Raw genomic sequence first — 23,493 nt, forward strand, 5'->3', positions numbered from 1 at the left:
ATCTCTTAATGGGGTGGGTTTTCACCACCATCCAACAGACAGTTAGAATTTTTGGGATTTTAACCCCGCGATTCCCTGAGTTATACCCCTCCTTTCTCAGGAGGCTCCTACTCAGAACAAGCCGCACTTTGCGATTGGATGAGCCTTTCTTTTTTCGGTAAACCCGGCGTTGATAAAACTTTAAACGTTTCTCCCCTTTCCTATAGAATCGGGGATTTGGCTCGGAATGGCCATTAGAATCTGTGTAGAACTCTTTAAGTCCTACATCTAATCCAATCATCTCACCTGTGTGTTCTATTTCCTCTTTTACGTTAACAGCAACGCAAAATTGAACGTAGTACCCATCAGCTCGCTTGACTATCCGAACCCGGTTAATTTGCTTCTTGTCGAAGCGCCACAAGTCCCAGGTGCCCTTGAGCTTAAGTTTTCCTATCCCTTTCTTATCCGTGAACGTTATCGATTTCTTGTCAGGAGATAATTTCCATCCTGATTTCTTATATTCGACAGAGCGAGCACGCTTTTGAAACTTTGGAAAACCTTTCTTACCTGGAACTTTTTTCTGGCAATTATCGTAGAAGCGAACAATCGATGACCATGCCCTTTCAGACGCAGCCTGACGGGCAGTAGAATTTAATTCATTAGCAAAAGAGAACTCTTTAGCCAGGATTTTAGAATACCTGCTAAGGTCACTTTTTCCCGTCCCCTTATTGTCTAACCACAAACGAATACAGCTATTTCGGATAAACTTAACCGTCCGGATGGCTTCGTCTATGGCTGAATATTGGGACTCTCTGCCTTTGGCTTTAAACTCTAGAATAATCACCGAATCTCGACCTCTTTCGATATATATTTATACTAACATTATTGTATAAAAGTGTCAAGTGCAAGACAAATAAAAGCCGTCCTAGAAGGACGGGGCTTTAAACCCAGGATTTTTGGTAAAATACATCCTGCATTTCTAGCTCAAAAGCATTTGTCTGTTCCCATGGATTATCGAGACGCTGGTGTTGATATTGAGGCAGGTCGAGGATTTGTTAACCAAATCCGTAGCCTGGTAAAAAGTACCCACCGTTCGGAAGTATTAGGTGGACTGGGTGGCTTTAGTGGTTGCTTTCAGCTGCCAGTGGGATATACTGAGCCAGTGTTGGTATCTGGAACTGATGGAGTTGGTACTAAACTCAAATTGGCTCAAGACCTTAACCGCCATGACACCGTTGGCATTGATTTGGTAGCCATGTGCGTCAACGATGTCTTGACTGTTGGTGCGGAACCCCTGTTTTTCTTGGATTATTTAGCAACTGGCAAGCTCAACCAACAACAACTGACTCAGGTTGTTGCCGGTATTGCCCAAGGTTGTCGTCTTGCTGGCTGTGCTTTACTAGGAGGGGAAACTGCAGAAATGCCTGGTTTCTACGAACTGGCAGAGTATGACCTAGCAGGATTTTGTGTAGGAATTGTGGAAAAGAGCCGCATGTTGGACGGTTCCCAAGTCCAAATTGGAGATGTGGCAATTGGTTTGGCCAGTCAGGGCGTCCACAGCAATGGTTTTAGTCTGATTCGGAAAATTGTTCAGGATTCCCCAGACAACGCTCTTTCCTGGGATATAACTCCGGAATTGTTAGCTGGTAAAAGCTTAGGGGAGGAATTGTTGACACCAACACAGATTTACGTGAAACCTGTGCTTGATGCTCGTAGGGCTGGTATCGAGATTCACGGTATGGCTCACATTACCGGCGGCGGTATCCCAGAAAACCTCCCTCGTTGCCTGGGTGCTGGACAATCCGTCCAGATTTATCCCAACAGTTGGGTGATTCCACCAATTTTTCAGTGGCTAGCTCACACAGGTCAGGTTAGTCCTCAGGCAATGTTTGATACCTATAATATGGGGATTGGTTTTGTGCTGATTGTTCCTCAACAGCAGGTTGAGCAAACCCTAACATCGTTTAATTCACAGCAGGTAAATGCATGTAAAATTGGTGAAGTAATCCCAGGGGATGGTGGTGTTGTTGGTCTACTCATCCCGTGATCGGATCAGGCTTCTGGGTGGGTAGCCTATCAATCATTCTCTCAATCAGAAGCTCAGAAGGGTGGCTCAGTTATTGAGGGTTCTGCCTTGAGGATTGCTATTCCCAAATCTGTAGTGGACAGCGATCGCGCTTCAAATAATGCCATCATGTCACGAGGCTTGGGATTACCCCGAGATGCTCCTGCTAGACCTCTGGCAATAACTAAACCACAATATCCCTGATTTTCACAACCCTCCTCCCACTGCTGGCGGGCAGCAGCATGGTTGGTATCGGTTTCAGAAAACTCTCCTAACAAATAAAGACTGCTGTTTTCTGTTTGGATAATGCCGAGGTCGTAGCGTGTGCCTTCAAAGGGGTCTTCCCCTGAATTAAAGCAAATCCCTTTGAGTCCACCAGCGGTCTCGATCTGCTCTATCAACACTTGTGCCTTTGGTCGGGTGGTTTGAATCAAAATAACTGGCATGCCTTCCCCCATGGCTTTGATATTCTGAGACTGATAGGATTTGACACCAGAGCGAATAGATTCTATTGCGTCCCAAGACATCATGCCCAGCTTTAGGAAAGCATCCTTTGGCACAAGGTCATCCCGTAAGGGTATGGTCATCGACTCTGAATCGAAATCATCTTCCTCCGACTCAAGTGCCATCTCTAACAACTCATCCGCTAGGTCAGGATGGGTGTTAACTTTAACGCTAACAGTAGATTTTGGTTCTAGGGGTACCGGAATGCGGTAACGCTTACCAATCTTCGGTAAGTTTTCGTCATCTAATTGCTCATGGTAATCGTGAACAAATCGCTGAATCCCTTCTAGGGCAACATAAATTGCGATCGCTTCTTCTTCATAAAGATAAGGTCGCATTCCTTCCAAGGGATGGACTGTACCAAACCCAGGTACAATCTCTGATACTGGAAAATCAGCTAAATCAATATCATCCTCTTCATCCTCATCTTCGGTATCATCACCAAACCGCCCGAAGGTTAAAAATAAGCAATCTTGTCCTAAGAAAGCTTGTTCCATCTTTTCCCACGAGTCATCTGCCAGCACTGATGATCGGAACCGTTTCAGGGAATCCCAGGAGCGATATAGTAATACGCCGTACTCCATACCCAGCATACCCATTACTGAGACGTATAGGGTTTCCACATCCCAGCGATTTAATTCAATCGAGATAATCTGATGATCAGCCACTACTTCCCAAGCAGCTTCATGCCAAATTTCATAGGCTTTTTCTATAAGTAGGTCAGCATACTTAGGTGGTAGCTGGGGTTGTCGAGTAGCCGCCATTTCCTCAAATCCCCGAAACAGTTCGTCAATCAAGGGTAAATTGGGTACATAATCAATGCCAATGTCTAACCCTTGAAGGACACCTCGCAAAAAAAACTGAATTTCTCGGTTACGAACAACAATCTTTGAGGGTCGTCCTGGTCTGGCGGGGCTTTGGGGATGTTCCATGGCTTGCATAAGGGCACGAACAATCGCTTCTGGTCCCATGGTTGGTGATACTAAATCCATTGCCCTCACGATGCCTTCTGAGCCATCCACCCAAAGAATGCAATCATTATGACCCTCACCATCTGGCTGATGATTGTTACCAATAACTGACAGGGGACGGCGGTCTCCCTCCCACACACTGGAAGTCTGTTGTAATTTATTGAGCCGACGACGAGTATTGCGATTCAAAGCAGACATAGAATAGTTTGGGTTGATTGCCTTAGTACCGACCGTGAATAGCCAGTTGCTGGTGGATACTCCTATCTTACCGGGGCAAACGTTGCACAAGCCCCCCTGATCCGAAGTTGCGTTTCACCGATTACATCCACATGGATATCGGACACCACCAGACACAACCAGAAACTACCAGATCGAGAGTCATGGTGCTAGGTTATGAATACAGCTTTCGAGCAACACGTTGAGGAAAACCCGATGGTTATTGGATTCCCGCTAATGGTGTTTCTCGTAACCAACAGGCAGGAATCACCGTTTTTGACACTCCTGCCTAACCCCCCTTCCCATGGCCTGGCTTTCTTCAATTGAACTGGAGAAAAGCCTATAGAGAACATCCTGATCCAAAATTTTCTGATTACCTGATTACATGGATGTACGCTCTAAGGCAACTCCACAGAGGTCGGTTTAGCAATGTGCGGCAATCCCCACCCCAACTTTTCTCGCAAAACCCTGAAAAACTCTGGTGCTTGCAAACGGATAAATCGAGCAGAGTAAGGCGATCGCTTAACTTTTATTTTATCTTCTGGTATTACGTAGCAACCACCATTGCCATCAACTACCATCACCATCGAATTGGGAGTAGCGGGAAAAATGGTTAATTGCTCTGTGTCGGCAAAGACTAATGCCCGAGATGCCAAAGAATGGGGACAGATGGGCAACAGTTGCAACACCGGCACCTCAGGAGTTAATACTGGTCCTCCAGCACTTAGAGAATAGGCAGTAGAGCCAGTCGGTGTTGATACAATTATACCATCAGCTGCAATATCCACTGGTGCGTGATGTCCTATTTGTACTTCAAAATGGCACATACTCGTCAACGGTTCCCGGTGCAATACCATTTCATTTAAACAAAGTGCCTCCCACCAAATCCTCTCATCTCGCAGGATTTGCACAGAAAGCATGGATCGTTCTTCTATAACATACTCTTGTGCCATGACCTGTTCCAAGACAGAAGGCAACTGATTGACATAGGTCTCTGTTAAGAAACCCATGTGACCTGTATTGACCGTTAGCAAAGGGATCCCTTGGGGAGCCAATTGGCGAAAAGCCGCTAGTACTGTACCATCTCCCCCCAATACAATTGCGAAAGCCATCTGGTCATCAAAACCAGGGGGGGCTAGTTTGTCCATCGGTGTATGACACACTGGTGATTGAGGACTCGAATAACCCAGAATTCCCCCAACCCCTGTCGCCATACACACTTCCCAACCCGCAGTCCTCAATTGGTTGTGCAACTCTTCAGCAACGCTACAAGCCATTGGTTTAAGGTCGTTGTAGATAATGCCTGCTTTTGGTATACTCACCAGTCCCCGTCTTGAATTACTTGGATTAAATTATCACCGAACATCATGGACAATTGTGATTTAATCAGGTACTGTCTTCATGCAGTCGCCCTATGGGGAGGGGCTGTGTGGTCAGGCTTGATTCCTTACCTTGTAAGCCCTGTAGAGAAAGACTTTGGCCTCACTGGCTCCCCTTTGGCTTCGCTGCATCGATTTTCCAGGAAATACTAGGATTTAGATTTGAAAGGAGTCCTCTTCTTAGACTTCTTTTTAGCTTTCTCGTAATCGATTTCTTTGAGCTTATTCATAATCCGGTTAAAGTATTCTTGCAGATATTCTTCCAAAGTTGTGGTTTCCTTGGGGTCTAGGCCAAAGACCTCGTATACCTTATCCATCGGTGCATCCAGAGGTTTACCGCTCACTAGCACCTCAGTAAAGGCAAGCCGATCTGCCACATTCCAGCCCCACTGAAAAAATCTCACGAATCGCCGCACACCCCGCAAAAAATTTATTGGGAGTCGGGCTATTTTAGCATCTTTACCGGACAACCGCTCACACAGATTAATGATTTCGTAGGTACTAAAGGCTCTGGTTCCCACAACCGGGAATGTCTGATTTACTGTTTCTGGAACTTCCAGAGCACGAATGCCAAACTTAGCAATATCCTGGGTGTTCATATAGGCGATGGGAGAGGTTTCTCCTGTAATCCAAACCGCCTGTCCATCCAAAATCGGGATGGCATACTGACCAATTAAGCCTTGCATAAAGCCACTTGGTTTCAAGATTGTGTGTGGCAATCCTGATTCTGCCAGAAATAGTTCTGTACAGTGCTTGATTTCCATCAGTGGGACATGAGGAAAATTCTCACTTCCCAGAATTGAGAAAAAGACATATCTTTCTATACCAGCAGCCACAGACGCTTGAATGAGGGCAACTTTGCCGTCCCAGTCTACCTGTCTGATGGTCAGAGAATCTGTTGGTCTCGATGTTGCCGCATCAATGACAGCTGTGATCCCTTCCAGGGCTTTTGGTAGGGTTTCTGGAACACAGAGGTCTCCTTGTACTAGTTCTGCTCCCCATTCTTTTAGGAAAGAGGCTTTGCGTGGACTGCGTACAAGACAGCGTACCTGATGATCCTCGTCCAGTGCACGACGAACCACCTGTCTTCCTAAGGTGCCAGTTGCACCGACGACCAACAAGTTCATTATAGTAATTTTAGTAAGGAATCTTTAAGTTTCTATAAGATTCTATCAGAAATTTCGTCGATCTCTCATTTTTAAGCTACTCAATAGGCAAGGCCATCGGGTGAGGGGTGTGGGAGAATGAGTTTAGGCTAAGACAGCATAAGTCATGGATTTGGAAGAAAACTGTGAAAGAATTCTTCACAAAACCCCACAGCCCTTACCCCATAAGCCATTCACTGGAAACTATTCTGACACTCCCTGGATTTTGAGTAATAAGAAGCCTAAGCCCAAACCCACAAGAATCAGGGTGAAGGACAAAAATGCTGCATTAAAAATTTCTGTACCCATTGTTTTATGATCTCCTATGTACTTTTGTTACAAGGTATCATGACTAGGGTGCCAGAATATAGCAATCCTATGGAAATCCTGAGCAAGACTATTTCAGCAAAGGGGTTAGGGTACGGGAGTGTTCAGGAATGATGTCAGACTTGTCAACAAACCATCAGAGCATGTCTTTGACAGGAAAACTTAACTCACTACCAAGGCGTCCTCGGTTAGCGGTGACCTTGGGAGATCCAGCAGGCATTGGACCAGAAGTTGTCCTCAAGGCATTGGCAGATTCCCAAGTCACTAGCAATTGTGAGATAACGGTGATTGGCAGTCGGTACCTCTTAAATGCGGCTTATACCCAGCTACGTCAGCAGGGGATTGAAGATGTAGCTACTTTAGCTTCCCCAGAGACATTATCAATAATTGACATTGAGTTGGATGATGGACAACAGCCTCAAATCACCCCAGGTGTTGGTAATGCTGTTAGTGGTGCTCTTAGTTTTGTGTATCTCGAAAATGCGATCGCACTCACCCAACGTGGTCAGTTTGATGGTATTGTGACCGCACCCATTGCCAAGTCTCTCTGGAAAGCCGCAGGACATGATTATCCTGGTCAAACTGAAGTGCTAGCCGAGTACTCTGGTGTCAAACAATTTGGGATGCTATTCGTAGCGCGATCGTCCCATAGTAGTTGGGTGCTACGTACACTTTTAGCTACCACACATATTCCCTTAAGTCAAGTACCAAACACCTTAACGCCAGGATTGATGGCGAGTAAACTAGACTTACTGATCGCCTGCTTGGCTACTGATTTTGGCATCAAGACACCTCGAATCGCGATTTCTGGCTTAAATCCTCATAGTGGTGAGCAGGGTCAGCTAGGTTGTGAAGAACAAGATTGGCTGATTCCCTGGCTAGAGAAAGAGCGCCAGCAACGCCCGACTATCACATTAGATGGACCAATACCTCCTGACACGCTTTGGGTAAAACCTGGTCAGGCTTGGTACGGCAACCACCAGCAGTACGCTCATGATGCTCATGATGGTTATTTGGCACTCTATCATGACCAGGGCTTAATTCCTGTCAAACTTATGGCATTTGACCGAGCGATCAATACTACCATCGGTTTACCCTTTGTGCGCACTTCTCCTGATCATGGCACAGCGTTTGATATTGCCGGTCTTGGCATTGCTAACGCTACTAGCATGAAGGCTGCCATTAGCCTGGCTACTGAACTGGTGAACCAGAGGTTGAGTAACCGTTTAGCTATCAGTGCTTAGAAAAAACCTGTACTCAACCTTTATTCTCTTAGTGGAACCGCCAACTGGACTTTTTGAGTATTGCGAGTAGTTGAGGATTGAGGAAACACATTAAGTTCTTCTTGCTGGATGGTATCCCCAAAAACGATGTCTACATTGTCACTTGAGCCAACCTTGAACTTACGCTGTAAATTGTTACCTAAGTCTTCCGTTTCCTCCAGCTCTAGTGATGTTGGGAAAAAGGTGCCATAATCGTCTGAGACCGTGCGACCATTAACTTGGCGGAGGGTGTCACCAGACAGGGTTACTGAATCCCTTGGCTCACTAGACTGCGCTCCTGACTGAGCATAGGCAAGAGGTACCAATCCCACAACTATCCAGCCGATTCCTACTATAACTAGTGTTTTACGGATCATCAGCTTTCTCCTGGTTTTTTTATTTACCTTATTTTATTTATTTATTTTTATTTTAGTAGTCTTGACATTAATCTGGCATCCGAATACATCCTTAGAAAAAAAAATAAGCGGTAGTAATTTTAACTATAGTTATTAACTAGACTTGGCACAAGCATAACTGAATCTTTTAACTGGCGCTATCAGTCAAGGTGCTACTTGAAAAGCTACCCTTGCCAGCTATAAGCTCGACTAGCCTGTTTAGGCTGACTGCTAAACGCTCACCGTCAACAATATCACTTATTTTATGACCATCATTCGTGTACCAAAGTCCTGGGAACTGCCAGAGCAACAAGTCACCTCAGAAACGGCTTATTCTAACCGACGTCGCTTTCTCAAGAATTTAGTTGGTGCTAGCCTAGGCACTGGAATGCTCTCAATTCTTGGTTGTCAAGCTTCCTCTTCTGCCTCAGACAAAGCTCTTTCGGAAACCCTAAATCAACCCAAGTTCAAATCCTTAGCAACCAATCCAGCTTTTGCCAGTGTTGACAGACCCATCACTGATGAGCAGCTCGCTGGACAGTACAACAATTTTTATGAGTTTGGCGGCAGTAAATCGATCTGGCCAGCAGCCCAAAATTTACCAACCAAAGACTGGAAGCTAGAGGTGACTGGATTAGTTAAAAATCCCCAAACCTATGACCTGGATGATCTGCAAACTAAATTTCCCATCGAAGAGCGGATCTATCGCTTCCGCTGTGTAGAGGCGTGGTCAATGGTGCTACCCTGGATCGGATTTCCGATGAAAGCGCTGATCAAAGCAGTAGAACCTACTTCAGAGGCTAAATTTGTGCGATTTACCTCCTATTATGACCGCAAAATTACTACTGGTCCAGGCATACACCTTGGTTCCTTACCTTGGCCTTATACGGAAGGTCTAAGTGTTGAGGAAATGGCTAACGAACTAGCATTTTTTGCTATTGGTATTTACGGTCATCTATTACCCAAACAGCATGGTGCTCCTATTCGCATGGTAGTGCCCTGGAAATATGGTTTTAAAGGAGCAAAATCTATAGTCAAAGTCGAGTTTTTAGCTAACCAGCCAGCTACCTATTGGAATACTATCAATTCCTATGAATATGACTTTGAGGGAAATGTTAACCCCGATAAGCCTCACCCCAGATGGTCCCAAGCTACAGAAAAATTCATCAGTAGCGGTCCCAACTTATCCTGGGAAAAACGACCTACCCTACCTTACAACGGTTATGGGGAATATGTAGGTGGGCTGTATGGTTGAAGGTTATTTGGTTGTTCGCCTTTGGGGTTGGGTGTAGGGTAGGTTGTTCGAGTAGCGTGGCCTATTGGCCAAGGTTGAAGGTTGAATGTTGAAGGTTGAATGTTGAAATTTAAAAGTTGAAAGTTGAAAGTTGAAGGTTAAAGGTTTAAAGTTGAACGCGCACGCGTGGCCTATTGGCCAAGGTTGTTCGCCCTTGGCGTTCCCTTCGGGTAGGTTTTTTGGTTACTGTCGGCCTTTACGCTTTCGTGACCTGAATCACCTGTAAACTACCACCTGCGTGCAAGGAGCGATCGCATACCTTAAACCCCACTTGCTCAAGCTCCTTGACCAAGTCAGTCTCCAGTAATTGCCAAGCTGTTTGGGTCTCAAACAACCACATAAATACCGCTAACCCTGGCCAAAACAAAACATTAGTTGGCTTGTGCAAATCCACTAGGGTAAACACTCCTCCTGGTTTAAGCACCCGGTGAACCTCCTGAATAATCTGCTGCAACACCTCAGGGGTCATTTCATGGAGTGCTGCGCTGGTGTGAACTAGATCAAATTGAGCCTCTGGAAAGGGCATCTGTTCAGCCAAACCCTCTACATAGTTGGCTTGGGGAACATTCCGTTGTGCTCGCTCTAGGGATAGTGGAGAAATATCTAAGCCTGTAACATGCTCAGACAATTCCACCAAGAACTGGGTAGCCTGACCACTACCGCAACAGAGATCTAGCACTTTGGTTCCTGAATGAATTGTTAAGCCCTGTAACGGTAGCTGCCGGAATCGTCTCTCTCCACCCACGCTCAAAGCCGCGATCCGGGAAATACTATCATACAGCCATTGGTACTGATAACTCCAAGCTCTAAGAACTGTTGCCACTACTCACTCCTTCGTAAAGATCTGTGTTTCTTGTTGCAAATTTAAGTTAAAAAATATATTGTTAAAATCAGTAACAAATATGAAAGTTATGGGAAGCTGTGTTAACTATGGGTCGTGTTGGGGTATTATTGCTTAATCTAGGTGGGCCAGATCAGTTAAAGGATGTTCGTCCCTTTCTATTCAACCTGTTTTCTGACCCGGAAATTATTCGCCTGCCTTTTCCGTGGCTGCAAAAACCCCTGGCTTGGCTAATTTCCACTAAGCGTGCTAAGATCTCCCAGGAGAACTACAAACAAATTGGCGGTGGTTCCCCTCTACGGAAGATTACAGACGCCCAGGCTCAAGCCCTCCAGGAACATTTACAAACGAAAGGGCAAGAGGTCAGTGTCTATGTAGGAATGCGTTACTGGCATCCTTTCACTGAAGAAGCGATCGCAACCATCAAAGCCGATGGGATCGAACGCTTAGTTATTCTACCGCTTTATCCCCAGTTTTCCATCAGCACCAGTGGTTCTAGCTTCCGTCTGCTAGAAAATCTGTGGACAGAAGACCCAGACCTGAGCAAGATTGAACATACAGTTATTCCCTCCTGGTACCAGCAGCCACAATACCTCCAAGCGATGGCTGATTTAATTGCTCAGGAACTCGATAAGTTTTCCAATCCCGATCAAGTTCATATCTTCTTCAGTGCTCATGGTGTACCCATCAGCTATGTCACAGAAGCTGGAGACCCCTACCAGCGAGAAATTGAGGATTGCACTTCCTTAATTATGAAAACCCTCAACCGCCCCAATCCCCATACTCTGGCCTATCAAAGTCGGGTGGGTCCGGTAGAATGGCTCCAACCCTACACCGAGGATGCGTTGCAAGAACTCGGAGCTAACAATACTCAAGATTTGCTGGTAGTCCCGATTAGTTTTGTTTCGGAACATATCGAAACCCTCCAAGAAATCGACATTGAGTATCGAGAAATAGCAGAAGAATCAGGGATTAAGCAGTTTGAGCGGGTACCAGCCCTCAATACCCATCCCCTGTTTATTGAGTCTTTGACAAATTTGGTAGTTGACGCTCTCGAATCACCCAGCCGTGAACTCTCCGAAGTGATTCGTCCCCCAGAGACAGTCAAAATTTACCCTCCCGAGCGCTGGGAGTGGGGCATGACTACAGCAGCAGAAGTTTGGAATGGTCGTCTGGCTATGATTGGGTTTATTGCTTTACTGTTGGAGTTGATTAGTGGTACTGGACCGCTACATTTTGCTGGGTTGTTGTAAATTTCTTCAGGTTAGAACCGAAACGGGCACGTCTAGATCTACCAGATCTAATTGGGAGGGGGCACGTAATCGTCCCCCTCGAAGGATCTCAAACCTAACCCACTATCTACCCAATCTACTAAGCCGTCTACCAACCCATTGTTCCTGGTCCTCCCTTGAAAGGTCCAACAATATCACTGGTGATCCAGCCACCATAAAGATAGCCAGCTTGGGGTATAACTAACTCATCATCCACATAGCAACCATCCATTGGACGAGGATAAAAAGCGTAGTAGTCTCTAATTTCAGTAAAATGAGGGGTTGGCTGAAAATAACGCCAAGCTCCATTAGCTACTTGTTTGTCACCCACAACAACATTGTAATATAAACACTTACCTTTCCACTCGCACCAGGTTTGACCTGGTGTTTCAATTAGATATTCCAACTTAATGTCTTCAGCGGGAATGTAGTATATGGGGGGATGGCTTGTTTCCAGCACTCGTTTAGCTCGTCTGGTCTCAGCTAGAACGATATCATTAAAAATGATTCGGATATGCTTAGTTGTATCTTCCCAAATGGCAGGGCGAGGATAATCCCAAACAGATTCTTGACCTGGACTGGGAGGGATAGGAGTTGGTCTTGGTTTCATGTCCTCAGTTATATTAGACTATATACAACTTCATGGTGTGGAATGAGAGTGGGTAGTATTTTGCTGAAAGTTTTCATTCCGCAGTATTGTCCAAAAACTCATTGTAGACATTAGGTGCAAATACCACTCTTGTCAATCGAACTTAAAACAAGTAATCTACTTGGAATACATTCTTTTCAATTATTTTGCAGTGTTGTAAAAAGTCTTTTGTTAAGTAAGATGGTGGAGAACAAAAAAATACAGTAGTTTCATTTTTTGTTATATTTAACACTTTTTTGTCAGTTTGTAAGAAATCGCCTATTATTGCAGGAATTCTCGAAGTAGTTGAAAATTGTTTCGCGATCGCACTTGTCAAGTCGGAGAGGTTGAGTTAATTTGAGCATATCACCTAAATTTACATTTGTTAATTAATAGAAACTATCGAAAAGACTCCTCTGACTCTGCCAATTCATCAAAATCATCCTCAAGTTATCAAAATGTAGTGGTTTGGCTAGGGTTTGGTCAAAGTAAAGGAAACTAAAATCAATACTTGTGACCACTACCGGTGATTCTAGGAACCCTATACATAATTTGGATCTGAAGAAACTCCCTTTTGATTTGTATACAAGTAAGAATCTAGCCCCTTCTCTACAATAAACTGCACTCCTGGAAAGTCGTAACTCATTACTACATTAATTCTTTCTTGTTCACCTTCTAACGCTTTCACGCTATGAAGACATTTGTCTCCTTGCATAATCACTATCATCCCTTGACGAGGTTTTATAAATACTTTTTTACCAAAAAAATATCGAATTAACTTAAGCTTTACTACAGCATCCAAGCACTTTTGTATAAAGGTGAATTGTTGGTTTTTCCTGCCAAACCTAAGCCTATAGTTAGGATACATTTCTAGTTCCCCACCTTCTACTGAATTTAAATATAGTAAGGCGGTAACAGCATTTCTGTCATAGTGCCATCGATATTCTCCACCTGGTTTAATGATGTTAATGTTAACTGCTGGTAATTTGTTACTAAGAGGAAAAAGAACCTGACTACTGACTTTGTTCACTAATAGATTGACATCCTCGTATAACTGCCATACTTCAGGTAAGTATTTCTCAATTTGCTGCCCATTAATTACAAAATATCGAAGATCTCTTTCTTGACAAGCTCGATAAACTTCAGTTACTTCATATTTTTTTTTTCGATAATTAGCGATTAGTTTTAAAAGGTTTTCACATTGCCTAATTGTCAAAAAATCATCAATTAATAAATAACCTAATCTTTTTAATTCTGAGCTATTTGTTATTTTAATATCAGTGTTTTTCATAATTATTATTTATTGATGTATGGCCTTAAACAAGTTAAACTTTATATTTTTTTGTAGTCTTTACAAATCGTGGTTATTCCGTAATTTTTATGCTAATTAAACACTTTGGAAAAGGGAGCAGATAGCAATGGAAAGATCCTGTATTAAAAAAAATAAATTAGTGATGAATTCATTATATCATATTTTGTCCTCAAGTTAACTTAGCTTTTATTAACCACACTCTTGCTTATTTGTCAAACTAATTTAGATGGGTTTGCCCTGCCCTCAGAATCGACAAAGTATAGCTCCCTGGGTTCGCTGTCCAAAGTAATAGCTATTCAAAACTGGTAAAAATTATGGTACTCTTAACCGGTGCTAATCAGCTCATCTCTTAAGCAGTATAAATGTACTGTTTTTGGAAAACTGTTTTTGGAAAACAAAATTTAAAAGAGTATTATGTCAACAACTTTTAAAGAGACCACAAAGAATCTGAAATTCAGTGAGGATCGCCTAGGAATTAACTATCTCGGGAGTGCCAACCTGCCTACTGCAACAGATGATGGCAAAGATATCATTAGAGGATTAACCCAAACGCCTAAATCTTTGCCACCTCGTTACTTTTACGATGAAAAAGGCTCCCAATTATTTGAGCAAATCTGCGAGTTACCGGAATATTATCCCACCCGCACAGAAGCAGAAATTTTACAACAGTATGCTGTAGAAGTAGCCCAATTTACGGGAGCTTGCGAATTGGTGGAGCTGGGTAGTGGCAGCTCTACCAAGACTCGCTTGTTGTTGGATGCCTATGAAAACCAGGGATATCCGTTGCGCTATGTTCCTATTGATGTGAGTGGGGAGATTCTTGAAGAGAGTGCCAAGCAGCTGTTGCTGGATTATCCCAAGTTAAAGGTTCAGGGTCAGGTGGGAACCTATGAACACGCCCTGAGCCAATTAAGTCCAACACCATTACCTAGACGGATGGTTTTCTTTTTGGGTAGTAGCTTGGGAAATTTTGCTCCTGAACAGTGCGATCGCTTTTTTGATAAAATTACAGGTTTACTAGCACCAGGAGATTACTTTTTGCTGGGCATTGACTTACAAAAACCCAAGGAGATTCTGGAAGCTGCCTATAACGATAGTCAGGGGGTTACTGCAGCATTTAACCTGAATATGCTAGCACATCTGAACTGGCGTTTCCAAGGAAATTTTGACCTCGATCGGTTTACCCATCAGGCGATTTATAATCAATCGGAACATCAGATTGAGATGTATTTACATTGCCAGGAAACCCATGTTGTGCGCTTAGCCAGGCTGGATTTAACGGTTGAGTTTCAAGCAGGAGAAAGCATGCTTACAGAAATTTCTCGCAAATTCAATTTGGAGCAAATGCAGCACTATCTAAACGATCGGGGACTAAACACAGTTCAGGCTTGGACTGATACCAAGCAATGGTTTGGTTTACTCCTGTGTCAGATACAGGGTGTGTAATCGACCTGTAAGCTATCAGCTATCAGCTATCAGCTCTGAGCTCTCAGCTATCAGCTCTCAGTTATCAGTTATCAGCTCTCAGTTATCAGCTAAAGGCTGACCGCTGACCGCTGACCACTGACCACTGACCGCTGACCACTGACCGCTGAATATAGACACCCCTAAGTTGAGCAATAGTATTTGGAACTCAAAGGATGGATACTCTCGAATCTACTCAATTCCCTCGCCTTGACACCTGCAGTCGCGAAACCATTATCAATTACTTTAAGAATTCATGGGAACTCGAAGATGTTCTGATGAAAAGTCTGGTTGGGGAAGAAACATTCTATATCAGTCCCGACCCCTTAAGAAACCGTCTGATTTTTTATTTGGGTCACTCGGCTGTCTTCTACATCAATAAATTCCTTGGGGTTGGGTTATTAGATAAACCCATTAATCCTAACTATGAAATCCTGTTTGAGATTGGTGTGGACCCGGAAACTCCTGAAGAACTCGATCAAGCAACCAAAAATATCCACTGGCCGAAAGTGGAAGAGGTTTGGCGCTATCGAGATCAAGTGTATAGCGTGGTTATAGAAACTATCGAAAAGACTCCTCTGAATCTGCCAATTCATCAAAATCATCCTCTTTGGGCGCTGATGATGGGAATTGAACACAGTCGCACCCACTTTGAAACCTCTTCGATGCTGATCCGACAACTGCCTGTAGAGCGGCTTGAACGTCCTGACAGCTGGAATTATGCTGTTTCTAATGGCAAGATTTCGAGCAATGAAATGCTCCAAGTTTCTGGGGGTTCGGTAGAACTTGGTAAACCAGAGGATTATCCTATCTATGGCTGGGATAGTGAATATGGCAATCGTTCGGTAGAAGTTAAACCGTTTTTCGCCAGTGAGTATCTGATTACCAACGGAGAATTTCTGGAGTTTGTAAATGATAATGGCTACGATAATCCAGATTACTGGGATAAAGAATCCTGGATTTGGAAGACAAGCTATAATATCAAGCACCCTAAATTCTGGATACCTACTAATAGTGGCTACAAGTATCGAGCCATGTTTGACGAGATTGACCTTCCTCTTGATTGGCCCGTTGAAGTGAATCACCATGAAGCCATGGCTTACTGTCGTTGGAAGGGGCAAGGGATTCGTTTGATGAGTGAAGCGGAGTGGAATCTTGCCACTGCTGGCAGGGATGAAAGTAACACAAATTTCCAGCAAGACCCCTTTGCGATACAGGATTACAATCTAAATCTCAAGTTTGGCTCACCTAGCCCAGTGGGTATGTTAGAAACTGCTAAAAGTCCTGCTGGACTCTATGACTTGCGGGGGAATGTATGGGAGTGGCTCAGTGATGACTTCAAGCCGCTACCAGGATTCAAGCCCCATCGGCTCTATGAAGATTATTCTGCTCCCTTCTTTGATACCCAACATAACATGATGCTTGGTGGTGCTTGGGTGACTACTGGAACAGAGGCATCCACATTCTATCGTAACTGGTTCCGTCCCTACTTCTACCAACATGCTGGGTTTAGAATTGCTGCTTCTTGACATCCTCCCTCGGTAAATCGCCAAATCTTATAAAAATAGGATTTTTTGCTGATAAACTGCTAGTGATGTCATTGATTCTGCTTACCTACTTATGATTCAAATTTCTGAAAGGATTCAAAATTTAAAAGAGTCACCGATTGTTACATTTGCTGCCTTGGCAAGCAAATACAATGGTGTTGTCAGTTTAAACAGTGGTTCTCCAGGTCATGGGACAATTCCTGGAGTTCAAGAAGCAATTCATCAAGTTAGTGCTAAGGACATCTCCATTTACCGAACACCTCACTACGGTTCCCTTAAAGGCCGAAAGGATGCAGCTCAATATTTCCTACAGAGGTACGGACTGGAATTCGATCCGCACCGGGAGATTAACTTAACGAATGGGTTTACCCATTTATTTAACTGTCTTTGCACAACTATTATCAATCCAGGGGATACAGCCCTATTTATCGAACCTTTTTTTCCCCAGTATGAACAGCCCCTTACTTTAGCAGGGGGGAAAATGGTTACTATCCCCACTCAGGAACAGGATAAGTGGAAACCCCAACCGGAGGCAATCAAAACTGCATTTAGCAATTATCCAGATGCTAATATGATTGTTTTCAACTATCCCAATAACCCTTCTGGTGCAACTCTGACACTAGAAGATTGGAATGGAATTATCGATATCTTGATTGAGGAAATTAGCAGAAGGAAACAGATCAAAATTTCGCCACCTCTAATTTTGATTGATGAAGCTTATGTTCCCCTCTTTCATCATGGAGAAGTCAATGAACATCCAACTTTTGGTCTAACCTTACACAAGCGAATTCAGAGCGCACAACCATCAGAGATTGCTTCCCTCCATCAGTTAATGGAATCTGTGCTAATCGCTTGTACGCTGTCTAAGCAAGGAAATTGCGGTACATTGCTCGGTCTGGGGGCTTCTAAGAATGTTAAGTTACTTGAGGCAATGCGAATTCCTCAGAAAGCTACTGTGATTAACTCCAATGCTATGGGAGAAGTGGCGTTAAGTGCTGTGATTGAAAGGGATCCCCAAAAAACGATTCAATGGGCTGGAAGCCTTTATGAAAGTCGATTAAATCAATTGGCTGAGGGCTTAAATACCATCTTTGAAAAACATGCTATAACTAACTCGGGTGGCACTGGGCAGAAGCCAGCCAGCTTTGTTCCTGAAGCAGGAATGTATCTTTATGCCAACTTCTCCCATTTTAAAGGTTGTCAGGTTACTACTGATTTCCTGGAAAGGCTTCGAGTTCTAGCAGAAGGCAAACTTAATCTAGAGTCTTTGTATCTCCAGAACCAGATTAATTCTAGTTTAGAGGTGGCATTATGGTTGTTAGTAGAAGCCAAAGTATCTACAGTGCCCATAGGCAGGCAAGAAGATTGCTATCTTCGTTTTTCTGTGGGTTTGCCCCAAGCGGTTGTAGAAACTTCTACTAAGACAATTTATAGACAAAAAACCGAAGAAAATGGTAAAACGTTAATTAGTCAAGCCCTATTACAAATTGAGCAAGCATTGCCAAAGCTGATATAGCGTTTCTAGGACTCATGAGGTACACATTATTTTTTTCCTCTTCCCTCTTCCATTTTCCCTCTTCCCTGCTCCCTGCTCCCTGCTCCCTACTCCCTAAAAACCAGAAATTTGTACCTCACAAGTAGTAGAATTGCTATAAATTGAGTTTGAGCTTAGTTTGAGCAGTTCAGTAATTCAATCAGGAGTGACAAATTAAAAAATGTCTAGGGAACAAATAGGAATTATCGAACTGAAACCAGAAACACAAAGAGCGATCGCAGATTACTTAATCGATGTAGCCCGCAAAGGGTATGATGTTCAACACTTCGATCCCCAACTAAAATATGGGGGAACAAAACTTTCCCTTTCCCAACAGGAAGGCTATTATCCCAACTGCCATCTTATTGTTCTGAAAAAATTAGGCTACGCCGTTACCGAAATCCTGCAAGAAAACCAGGAACAAGAAGCTTTAGCCTGCTTCCAAGCTTACCGAGAATTGTTCTCCGCAGCTAGCAAGTGCCAAGATGGCAACGACTCATCTATTCCCTACATTCAAAAAATCCACTTTCTACCAGAGGATCTGTTTGCCGACATCGATCCGGCTGATTTAATTTCCCCCAATGGGTTTCGGATTCCTGAACACCTAAATACCTGGGAAGAAATCCAGGACTATTCAGCTCAGTTGCTGGTGCCAAAACTACTCCTAGCTGCTCTTTGTGGCATCCACAACCAATTCCCCTGGATGGATACAGACATGGATCTCAACTCCACCATGCACACCATGCGACCGGATCCAGACAAGTATCATGTTAATGCTGGCTATGGCGGTGGCTATATCAAGCAGCACACCGATGGCTATTGGAATGAGCGCAGTAATGTCCCTCTAATTATCGTTTTTCTCAGCATTAGCAATCCCAACCGGGAACCAACGGGTTTTATTCCTGTCGATGCCATTTTTCGGATTCCCTCCCCCAATTCCCAAGTTTACGATGACTGGCGCGCAGTCTTCGATGATTTGATTCCAGCGGGTCAAAGCCCTGAACAATTTGTGCAATGGGTTGTTGATCAAGCGACTCAACCCCAGTTTTCGTTTGTTATGGGTGTACTGGGTGGGGATGCTAAACGAGGTGTTTACGAGACTCCCCTCTTAGAGAAAGACCCCAATTATGGTGGCTACCTGTTTCGAGCCAAATCAACCTTTCAGTCTTCTAACCCAGATGCTGCACCTGTGGTAGAGTTCACTAATCGCATGATCGAGTTTTTGGGAAGCCAGAAAGTACCAGATACATACCTAGAAGTGTCTTTATCACCTGGAGAAATATATCTGGCTCTAAATGGTGCAGGATTATCAATTGATGGCAATCCTGACTATGAAGCTGATGGTTACGCCTACCCGGTAAAAGGAGCAGCAACGATTCACGGCAGGGGGAAATTGGCAGCAAGTGACGGTAAAATTGACAGAACCTTGGCAAGGGGTAATAGTTTAAAAGGTCAGGAAAGAACGTTTTACGCCCCAGATGATGGAGCTGATTTGCTGTTAGAGGAGTTGAAAAAATGTTCTTCTGAACCTAAACTGGCATTGCTGGATCGAAATAGCTTCTTCCCAGACAAGGGGATTGTTAGTAAGCTTCTCCAGGAAGGCATTCGTGGTAACCAATTGAAACGATAAACGAGCACTGACGTTACTAAAAATCGGGTTTGGCTGAATGATGGTCTGATTGGGTCAGATAGAGAAATTTCTAGCCTTCAGCTACCCAATTCCTAACCAAAATCAGCCCATAAAATATTCTCTGGAGGTATAAAAACAGCATCATGGTGAGTTCTTCAGCAATTGATACCTTTAATCAAAGCTATTTTGACAGACAAGATATAGACCTCTATTATCGAAGAGTTCTGAGCGAGCATTCCCATTGTGGACTTTTTGTCCATCCTGATGAGGACGTACATGTCGGGAAGAAGCGCACTACAGATTACATGGCATCTTTGTTGCCATTTAATCAAAATAGTCACCTGCTTGATTTGGGGTCTGGCTATGGTGGAGCCGCAAGATATATAGCCAAAGAATTTGGCTGTCAGGTATCTTGTATAAACCTCAGCGAACAACAGAATGCCATTAATATTGAGCGCAATCAAGAGGAGGGCTTGAGTGATTTAGTCCATGTGCATCAAGGGAGTTTTGAAACGTTACCCTTTCCTGACTCGACATTTAATGCGGCTTGGGCACAGGATTCGCTTTTTTATAGCGATACTCAATTGCAAGCCTTTAGAGAAGCCCATCGAGTGTTAGTTAAGGGTGGGGAATTTCTCGCTTGCACTTATTTCTTCAGTGGTGATTATCCTTCCCCAGAAGAGGTGGATAAGGTAGTAGATTGGTACACTGGGGGGGGAATTCACAAGGTCTATATCTTGCACATTGATGATTATCGAAAAGTTGCTCAGGAAATTGGGATGGCTGAAGTCCAAGTGATTGACTTAACCCATCATGTTTCTGTGAACTATTTGCAAATCTTGAAAAAAATGGAAGAAATCCAAGCTGATGAACAGCTATGGAGTGATGAGTTTTTTGAGAAGAAGAAGCAACGGCTACTGGATTGTTCGGAAGTGGGCAAAAGTGGCTTAGTTCAATGGGGCATGTTGCACTATCGCAAAGAAAATTAACAATTATTTACTTCGTAGGGTGTAGTTGCTGATTGACCTATGAACACTGCTGTAGATAAAAACAATTTAGCCCGTACATATCAGGCGATGCAACGCTGGGATATTGGTGAAGATATTCGTTGTACCTGGCGTTGTTTGGTGGATCAAAATTATCGACCTGTGATGACGGGTGAATGGGTATCCCCAGAAACTCTAAAGAATGCACTGAAAGATTTAAATGCTCCAGATTATGCTGACTGGTGCGTTGAGCAAAACTTACACTTCCAGCAAGTCGCGACAGATGAGCAGGCATTATATGCCGCCCTTACCCAACATCGTGACCAGATTGTTAAACATGGTGGCATGTGTGCAGAGTTTGGGGTGTTCCAAGGACATTCTCTGCGGCGTTGCGCAGAACTCGTTCCGGAGTGTCATTGGTATGGTTTTGATAGTTTTGAAGGGTTTGAAAATGACTGGCAAATCAATAATAACCAGTATGCCCTGAGTAAAGAGGCATTTTCTTTGGGAGGGGTCGTTCCCAACTTGGATCGCGATAATGTTTCCCTAGTAAAAGGCTACTTCAGCCAGTCATTACCTGAATTTTCATCGGGCTTGGAGCCAGACCAATATTTTTCCTTTGTTCATATAGACTGTGATACCTTTGCTGCGGCTGAGTGTGTATTTAACTATCTTGGCGATCGCTTTGTGAATGGTACAATTATTGTCTTGGACGACATAGTCGGATTAATTGGGATTACCGATGCCATGAAAGCATTTTATAATTTTGTTCAAGCTAAAAATATCACGTTTGAATGGTTGGTCTGTGGTAAAGGCCCAAATGTGTTTTCAGTTTTAGATCGAGGCTGTGTGATGACCCACTGGCTGTTTGCTAATAAGGTTGGCATGTTTTCAGCCGCTTGTATCTTAAATTAATCATCAGGAATTTCAGATTATGGATCCCCTTAGCATTGCCAGGGCGGCTAAAAAATGTGCCCCCATTCTCGCCAATACTCCAACTCAGCAGAAAAATGCAGCTTTGTTGCGTATGGCGGAATTATTAGATGCCCATCGTGTAGAGCTAGTAGCAGCAAACCAAGTCGATGTGAGTGCAGCCAAAGACGCTAATTTGCCTCCCCATTTAGTTGCCCGCTTGCTATGGCCCAATGAGAAAATAGATGCTCGCATCAGAGCCTTGCACAAACTTGCCTCTCTCACTGACCCAGTGGGTGAATTGTTTGAACCAATTTCCTGTGGAAATGGACTCAAAGTGTTTAAAATGCGAGTGCCATTAGGGGTAATTTTAATGGTTTATGAAGCTCGCTTACATGTAACAGTGAATGCAGGTGCTTTCTGTCTTAAATCAGGAAATGCCGTGATTCTCAGAGGTGGTTCAGAAGCAAAAACCTGTAACAAGCTGTTAGGGGAATTGTGGCAAAAAGCCTTAGGGGATGCGGATTTACCCACTGAAGCAATTCAGATGGTAATCGGCTCCCATGAAGAAGTGCATGAGTTTCTCCAACTTAGTGATGAAATTGACCTGGCAATCCCCAGAGGAGGAACAAGGTTAATTGAAGCAGTGAGTGCTGCCTCAAAAATTCCCTTGCTGAAGCATTACAATGGACTTTGCCATGTTTACATTGATGAAGGGGCAGATTTACAGCAAGCATTAGACATTGCCATAGATTCCAAGTGTTTAATGTCAGAGGTTTGTAACTCTATGGAAACACTGCTGGTGCATCGCTCCTTTACTCCACAACTTGATAAAATTGTGGCTGAATTTAATGCCCATGGAGTACAAGTGAAGGGATGTCCAGTTGTTAAGACTGCTGTGCCTGATGTTGAAGCAGCTACGGAAGAAGACTGGGGAACGGAATATCTTCGGTTGGTGGTTTCGATTCGAGTAGTAGATAGCTTGGATGCGGCGATTGAGCATATCAACCACTACGGCTCCCAGCATACTGACACCATTGTTACAGATAGTTGCCACAGGGCAGACCGCTTTGTCAAAGAAGTTGATTCTTCTGTGGTGTTAGTTAATGCTTCAACAATGTTCAATGATGGTGCAACCTTCGGCATGGGTGCGGAGATTGGGATTGCCACTGGTAAACTTCATGCGAGGGGACCTGTGGGTTTACGGGGGTTAACTAGCTACAAATTTGTCGTCCGTGGAGCAGGACAAATCATGGGTGAAGAAGGTATTCCGTGAAGCCAAGAATCTGCTCAATGCACACAAGCGTTAGGTTCCATGTGTATAAAATGTCTATAGAACCCATTTGAGATCTTTTTAAGCAGCAGCTAATCTTTTCAACATCAGTCGAACAAAACAGAGACTTATCTTGGTGTTCGCATGCTCAAGAGTTCTTTCAAAGTTCTTCACCAAACTCTTGCATCTTTCCATCCACGAATTCGTTCTTTCGATTACCCACCGAGCTTTGACTGGGACAAACCCACTTTTCCCTTCTTTTTCCTTCTGAGCTTTGGATGGTTTCGCCGAAAGTTCAAATCTAATTTTGGTCATAATCATTGGATAAATTTTCTCTAATTCCTGTGTCAGCTTTTCTGGGTGATATCCGCCGGTCTTGTAAGATGGTAATCTTGGCAATATTGACGGGTAAGGATTTGAAGTAATCAATGTTGTTAGATAACATTTCAATTAATCCCACATCGTCAGACACCGATGCTTTGGTACAGTAACTAAAAAATGCGTTACCCAAGGTATCTACTGCTAGATGTCAAGTGATGCCATTAGTAGCTTTGTAAA

At 43.7% G+C, this 23,493-nt stretch carries 22 protein-coding genes; 11 read left to right on the forward strand and 11 right to left on the reverse strand.

Annotation, left to right across the window (positions count from 1 at the left end):
- Positions 1-823: transposase (locus F6J99_RS20395; RefSeq protein ID WP_293114763.1), on the reverse strand; the 823-nt coding region annotated here is incomplete at its 3' end.
- 162 nt (positions 824-985) lie between these two features.
- Between F6J99_RS20395 and purM the strand changes: the two genes are divergently transcribed.
- The gene (gene purM / locus F6J99_RS20400) at positions 986-2,026 is read left to right on the forward strand and encodes a phosphoribosylformylglycinamidine cyclo-ligase (RefSeq protein WP_293114796.1); all 1,041 of its coding nucleotides are present in this window, start codon (positions 986-988) and stop codon (positions 2,024-2,026) included.
- Positions 2,027-2,079: 53 nt separating this feature from the next.
- Here purM and F6J99_RS20405 read toward each other — a convergent pair whose 3' ends face one another.
- The 4 genes from F6J99_RS20405 to F6J99_RS20420 all read right to left on the reverse strand — a co-directional run bounded on the left by F6J99_RS20405 (position 2,080) and on the right by F6J99_RS20420 (position 6,568).
- The gene (locus F6J99_RS20405) at positions 2,080-3,717 is read right to left on the reverse strand and encodes a hypothetical protein (protein WP_293114798.1); all 1,638 of its coding nucleotides are present in this window, start codon (positions 3,715-3,717) and stop codon (positions 2,080-2,082) included.
- Between the two features lie 416 nt (positions 3,718-4,133).
- Positions 4,134-5,051 (reverse strand): NAD(+) kinase, encoded by a 918-nt coding sequence (locus F6J99_RS20410; RefSeq protein WP_293114800.1) that lies wholly within the window; start codon positions 5,049-5,051, stop codon positions 4,134-4,136.
- A 212-nt stretch (positions 5,052-5,263) separates the two neighbouring features.
- Positions 5,264-6,241, reverse strand: coding sequence for an SDR family oxidoreductase (locus F6J99_RS20415; RefSeq protein ID WP_293114765.1), 978 nt, complete (start codon positions 6,239-6,241; stop codon positions 5,264-5,266).
- A 222-nt stretch (positions 6,242-6,463) separates the two neighbouring features.
- On the reverse strand, positions 6,464-6,568 hold the full coding sequence (locus F6J99_RS20420; protein WP_063747919.1) for a PetM family cytochrome b6-f complex subunit 7: 105 nt from the start codon (positions 6,566-6,568) through the stop codon (positions 6,464-6,466).
- Between the two features lie 161 nt (positions 6,569-6,729).
- Here F6J99_RS20420 and pdxA point away from each other — a divergent pair, with 161 nt between their 5' ends.
- A complete protein-coding gene (gene pdxA / locus F6J99_RS20425; protein ID WP_293114767.1) occupies positions 6,730-7,830 on the forward strand; it encodes a 4-hydroxythreonine-4-phosphate dehydrogenase PdxA in 1,101 nt (366 codons plus the stop codon).
- A gap of 20 nt (positions 7,831-7,850) precedes the next feature.
- Here pdxA and F6J99_RS20430 read toward each other — a convergent pair whose 3' ends face one another.
- The gene (locus tag F6J99_RS20430; protein WP_070395735.1) at positions 7,851-8,225 is read right to left on the reverse strand and encodes a hypothetical protein; all 375 of its coding nucleotides are present in this window, start codon (positions 8,223-8,225) and stop codon (positions 7,851-7,853) included.
- A 283-nt stretch (positions 8,226-8,508) separates the two neighbouring features.
- Between F6J99_RS20430 and msrP the strand changes: the two genes are divergently transcribed.
- Positions 8,509-9,498, forward strand: coding sequence for a protein-methionine-sulfoxide reductase catalytic subunit MsrP (gene msrP, locus F6J99_RS20435; protein ID WP_293114770.1), 990 nt, complete (start codon positions 8,509-8,511; stop codon positions 9,496-9,498).
- A gap of 235 nt (positions 9,499-9,733) precedes the next feature.
- On the opposite strand, the gene F6J99_RS20440 is transcribed toward msrP, so the two are convergent.
- The gene (locus tag F6J99_RS20440) at positions 9,734-10,360 is read right to left on the reverse strand and encodes a methyltransferase domain-containing protein (RefSeq protein WP_293114772.1); all 627 of its coding nucleotides are present in this window, start codon (positions 10,358-10,360) and stop codon (positions 9,734-9,736) included.
- Positions 10,361-10,467: 107 nt separating this feature from the next.
- Here F6J99_RS20440 and hemH point away from each other — a divergent pair, with 107 nt between their 5' ends.
- Positions 10,468-11,631 carry a ferrochelatase gene (hemH, locus tag F6J99_RS20445; RefSeq protein WP_293114774.1) on the forward strand — a complete coding sequence of 388 codons (1,164 nt, stop codon included), beginning with the start codon at positions 10,468-10,470 and terminating at the stop codon, positions 11,629-11,631.
- A gap of 127 nt (positions 11,632-11,758) precedes the next feature.
- On the opposite strand, the gene F6J99_RS20450 is transcribed toward hemH, so the two are convergent.
- Both F6J99_RS20450 and F6J99_RS20455 read right to left on the reverse strand, forming a co-directional pair.
- On the reverse strand, positions 11,759-12,259 hold the full coding sequence (locus F6J99_RS20450) for a DUF427 domain-containing protein (RefSeq protein ID WP_293114776.1): 501 nt from the start codon (positions 12,257-12,259) through the stop codon (positions 11,759-11,761).
- Positions 12,260-12,818: 559 nt separating this feature from the next.
- Positions 12,819-13,568: a 2OG-Fe(II) oxygenase gene (locus tag F6J99_RS20455; protein WP_293114778.1), complete on the reverse strand. Its 750-nt coding sequence runs from the start codon at positions 13,566-13,568 to the stop codon at positions 12,819-12,821.
- A 435-nt stretch (positions 13,569-14,003) separates the two neighbouring features.
- Here F6J99_RS20455 and egtD point away from each other — a divergent pair, with 435 nt between their 5' ends.
- From egtD to F6J99_RS20490, 7 genes are all read left to right on the forward strand, one after another.
- Positions 14,004-15,035 carry an L-histidine N(alpha)-methyltransferase gene (egtD, locus tag F6J99_RS20460; protein WP_293114780.1) on the forward strand — a complete coding sequence of 344 codons (1,032 nt, stop codon included), beginning with the start codon at positions 14,004-14,006 and terminating at the stop codon, positions 15,033-15,035.
- A 194-nt stretch (positions 15,036-15,229) separates the two neighbouring features.
- A complete protein-coding gene (ovoA, locus tag F6J99_RS20465) occupies positions 15,230-16,582 on the forward strand; it encodes a 5-histidylcysteine sulfoxide synthase (RefSeq protein ID WP_293114782.1) in 1,353 nt (450 codons plus the stop codon).
- Between the two features lie 91 nt (positions 16,583-16,673).
- A complete protein-coding gene (locus tag F6J99_RS20470) occupies positions 16,674-18,116 on the forward strand; it encodes a pyridoxal phosphate-dependent aminotransferase (protein ID WP_293114784.1) in 1,443 nt (480 codons plus the stop codon).
- 199 nt (positions 18,117-18,315) lie between these two features.
- On the forward strand, positions 18,316-19,764 hold the full coding sequence (locus F6J99_RS20475) for a hypothetical protein (RefSeq protein ID WP_293114786.1): 1,449 nt from the start codon (positions 18,316-18,318) through the stop codon (positions 19,762-19,764).
- Positions 19,765-19,907: 143 nt separating this feature from the next.
- Positions 19,908-20,753: a class I SAM-dependent methyltransferase gene (locus F6J99_RS20480; protein WP_293114788.1), complete on the forward strand. Its 846-nt coding sequence runs from the start codon at positions 19,908-19,910 to the stop codon at positions 20,751-20,753.
- Between the two features lie 39 nt (positions 20,754-20,792).
- Positions 20,793-21,665, forward strand: a complete 873-nt coding sequence (locus F6J99_RS20485; protein WP_293114790.1) for a class I SAM-dependent methyltransferase — start codon at positions 20,793-20,795, stop codon at positions 21,663-21,665.
- A gap of 19 nt (positions 21,666-21,684) precedes the next feature.
- Positions 21,685-22,938, forward strand: coding sequence for a glutamate-5-semialdehyde dehydrogenase (locus tag F6J99_RS20490; protein ID WP_293114792.1), 1,254 nt, complete (start codon positions 21,685-21,687; stop codon positions 22,936-22,938).
- A 78-nt stretch (positions 22,939-23,016) separates the two neighbouring features.
- On the opposite strand, the gene F6J99_RS20495 is transcribed toward F6J99_RS20490, so the two are convergent.
- Positions 23,017-23,250: a transposase gene (locus F6J99_RS20495; protein WP_293064949.1), complete on the reverse strand. Its 234-nt coding sequence runs from the start codon at positions 23,248-23,250 to the stop codon at positions 23,017-23,019.
- Positions 23,237-23,446 (reverse strand): hypothetical protein, encoded by a 210-nt coding sequence (locus F6J99_RS20500; RefSeq protein WP_293114794.1) that lies wholly within the window; start codon positions 23,444-23,446, stop codon positions 23,237-23,239. The genes F6J99_RS20495 and F6J99_RS20500 overlap by 14 nt, the downstream gene beginning before the upstream one ends.
- Between the last annotated feature and the right edge of the window lie 47 nt (positions 23,447-23,493).

Source organism: Moorena sp. SIO4G3 (assembly GCF_010692305.1).
GTDB classification, from domain to species: Bacteria; Cyanobacteriota; Cyanobacteriia; order Cyanobacteriales; family Coleofasciculaceae; genus Moorena; species Moorena producens_A.

Coding starts and splice junctions, on each gene's coding strand:
- purM (WP_293114796.1), top strand. CDS start 986: ATGGATTATCGAGACGCTGGTGTTGATATTGAGGCAGGTCGAGGATTT.
- F6J99_RS20405 (WP_293114798.1), bottom strand. CDS start 3,717: ATGTCTGCTTTGAATCGCAATACTCGTCGTCGGCTCAATAAATTACAA.
- F6J99_RS20415 (WP_293114765.1), bottom strand. CDS start 6,241: ATGAACTTGTTGGTCGTCGGTGCAACTGGCACCTTAGGAAGACAGGTG.
- F6J99_RS20420 (WP_063747919.1), bottom strand. CDS start 6,568: ATGGGTACAGAAATTTTTAATGCAGCATTTTTGTCCTTCACCCTGATT.
- pdxA (WP_293114767.1), top strand. CDS start 6,730: ATGTCTTTGACAGGAAAACTTAACTCACTACCAAGGCGTCCTCGGTTA.
- F6J99_RS20430 (WP_070395735.1), bottom strand. CDS start 8,225: ATGATCCGTAAAACACTAGTTATAGTAGGAATCGGCTGGATAGTTGTG.
- msrP (WP_293114770.1), top strand. CDS start 8,509: ATGACCATCATTCGTGTACCAAAGTCCTGGGAACTGCCAGAGCAACAA.
- hemH (WP_293114774.1), top strand. CDS start 10,468: ATGGGTCGTGTTGGGGTATTATTGCTTAATCTAGGTGGGCCAGATCAG.
- F6J99_RS20450 (WP_293114776.1), bottom strand. CDS start 12,259: ATGAAACCAAGACCAACTCCTATCCCTCCCAGTCCAGGTCAAGAATCT.
- F6J99_RS20455 (WP_293114778.1), bottom strand. CDS start 13,568: ATGAAAAACACTGATATTAAAATAACAAATAGCTCAGAATTAAAAAGA.
- egtD (WP_293114780.1), top strand. CDS start 14,004: ATGTCAACAACTTTTAAAGAGACCACAAAGAATCTGAAATTCAGTGAG.
- ovoA (WP_293114782.1), top strand. CDS start 15,230: ATGGATACTCTCGAATCTACTCAATTCCCTCGCCTTGACACCTGCAGT.
- F6J99_RS20470 (WP_293114784.1), top strand. CDS start 16,674: ATGATTCAAATTTCTGAAAGGATTCAAAATTTAAAAGAGTCACCGATT.
- F6J99_RS20475 (WP_293114786.1), top strand. CDS start 18,316: ATGTCTAGGGAACAAATAGGAATTATCGAACTGAAACCAGAAACACAA.
- F6J99_RS20480 (WP_293114788.1), top strand. CDS start 19,908: ATGGTGAGTTCTTCAGCAATTGATACCTTTAATCAAAGCTATTTTGAC.
- F6J99_RS20485 (WP_293114790.1), top strand. CDS start 20,793: ATGAACACTGCTGTAGATAAAAACAATTTAGCCCGTACATATCAGGCG.
- F6J99_RS20490 (WP_293114792.1), top strand. CDS start 21,685: ATGGATCCCCTTAGCATTGCCAGGGCGGCTAAAAAATGTGCCCCCATT.
- F6J99_RS20495 (WP_293064949.1), bottom strand. CDS start 23,250: ATGACCAAAATTAGATTTGAACTTTCGGCGAAACCATCCAAAGCTCAG.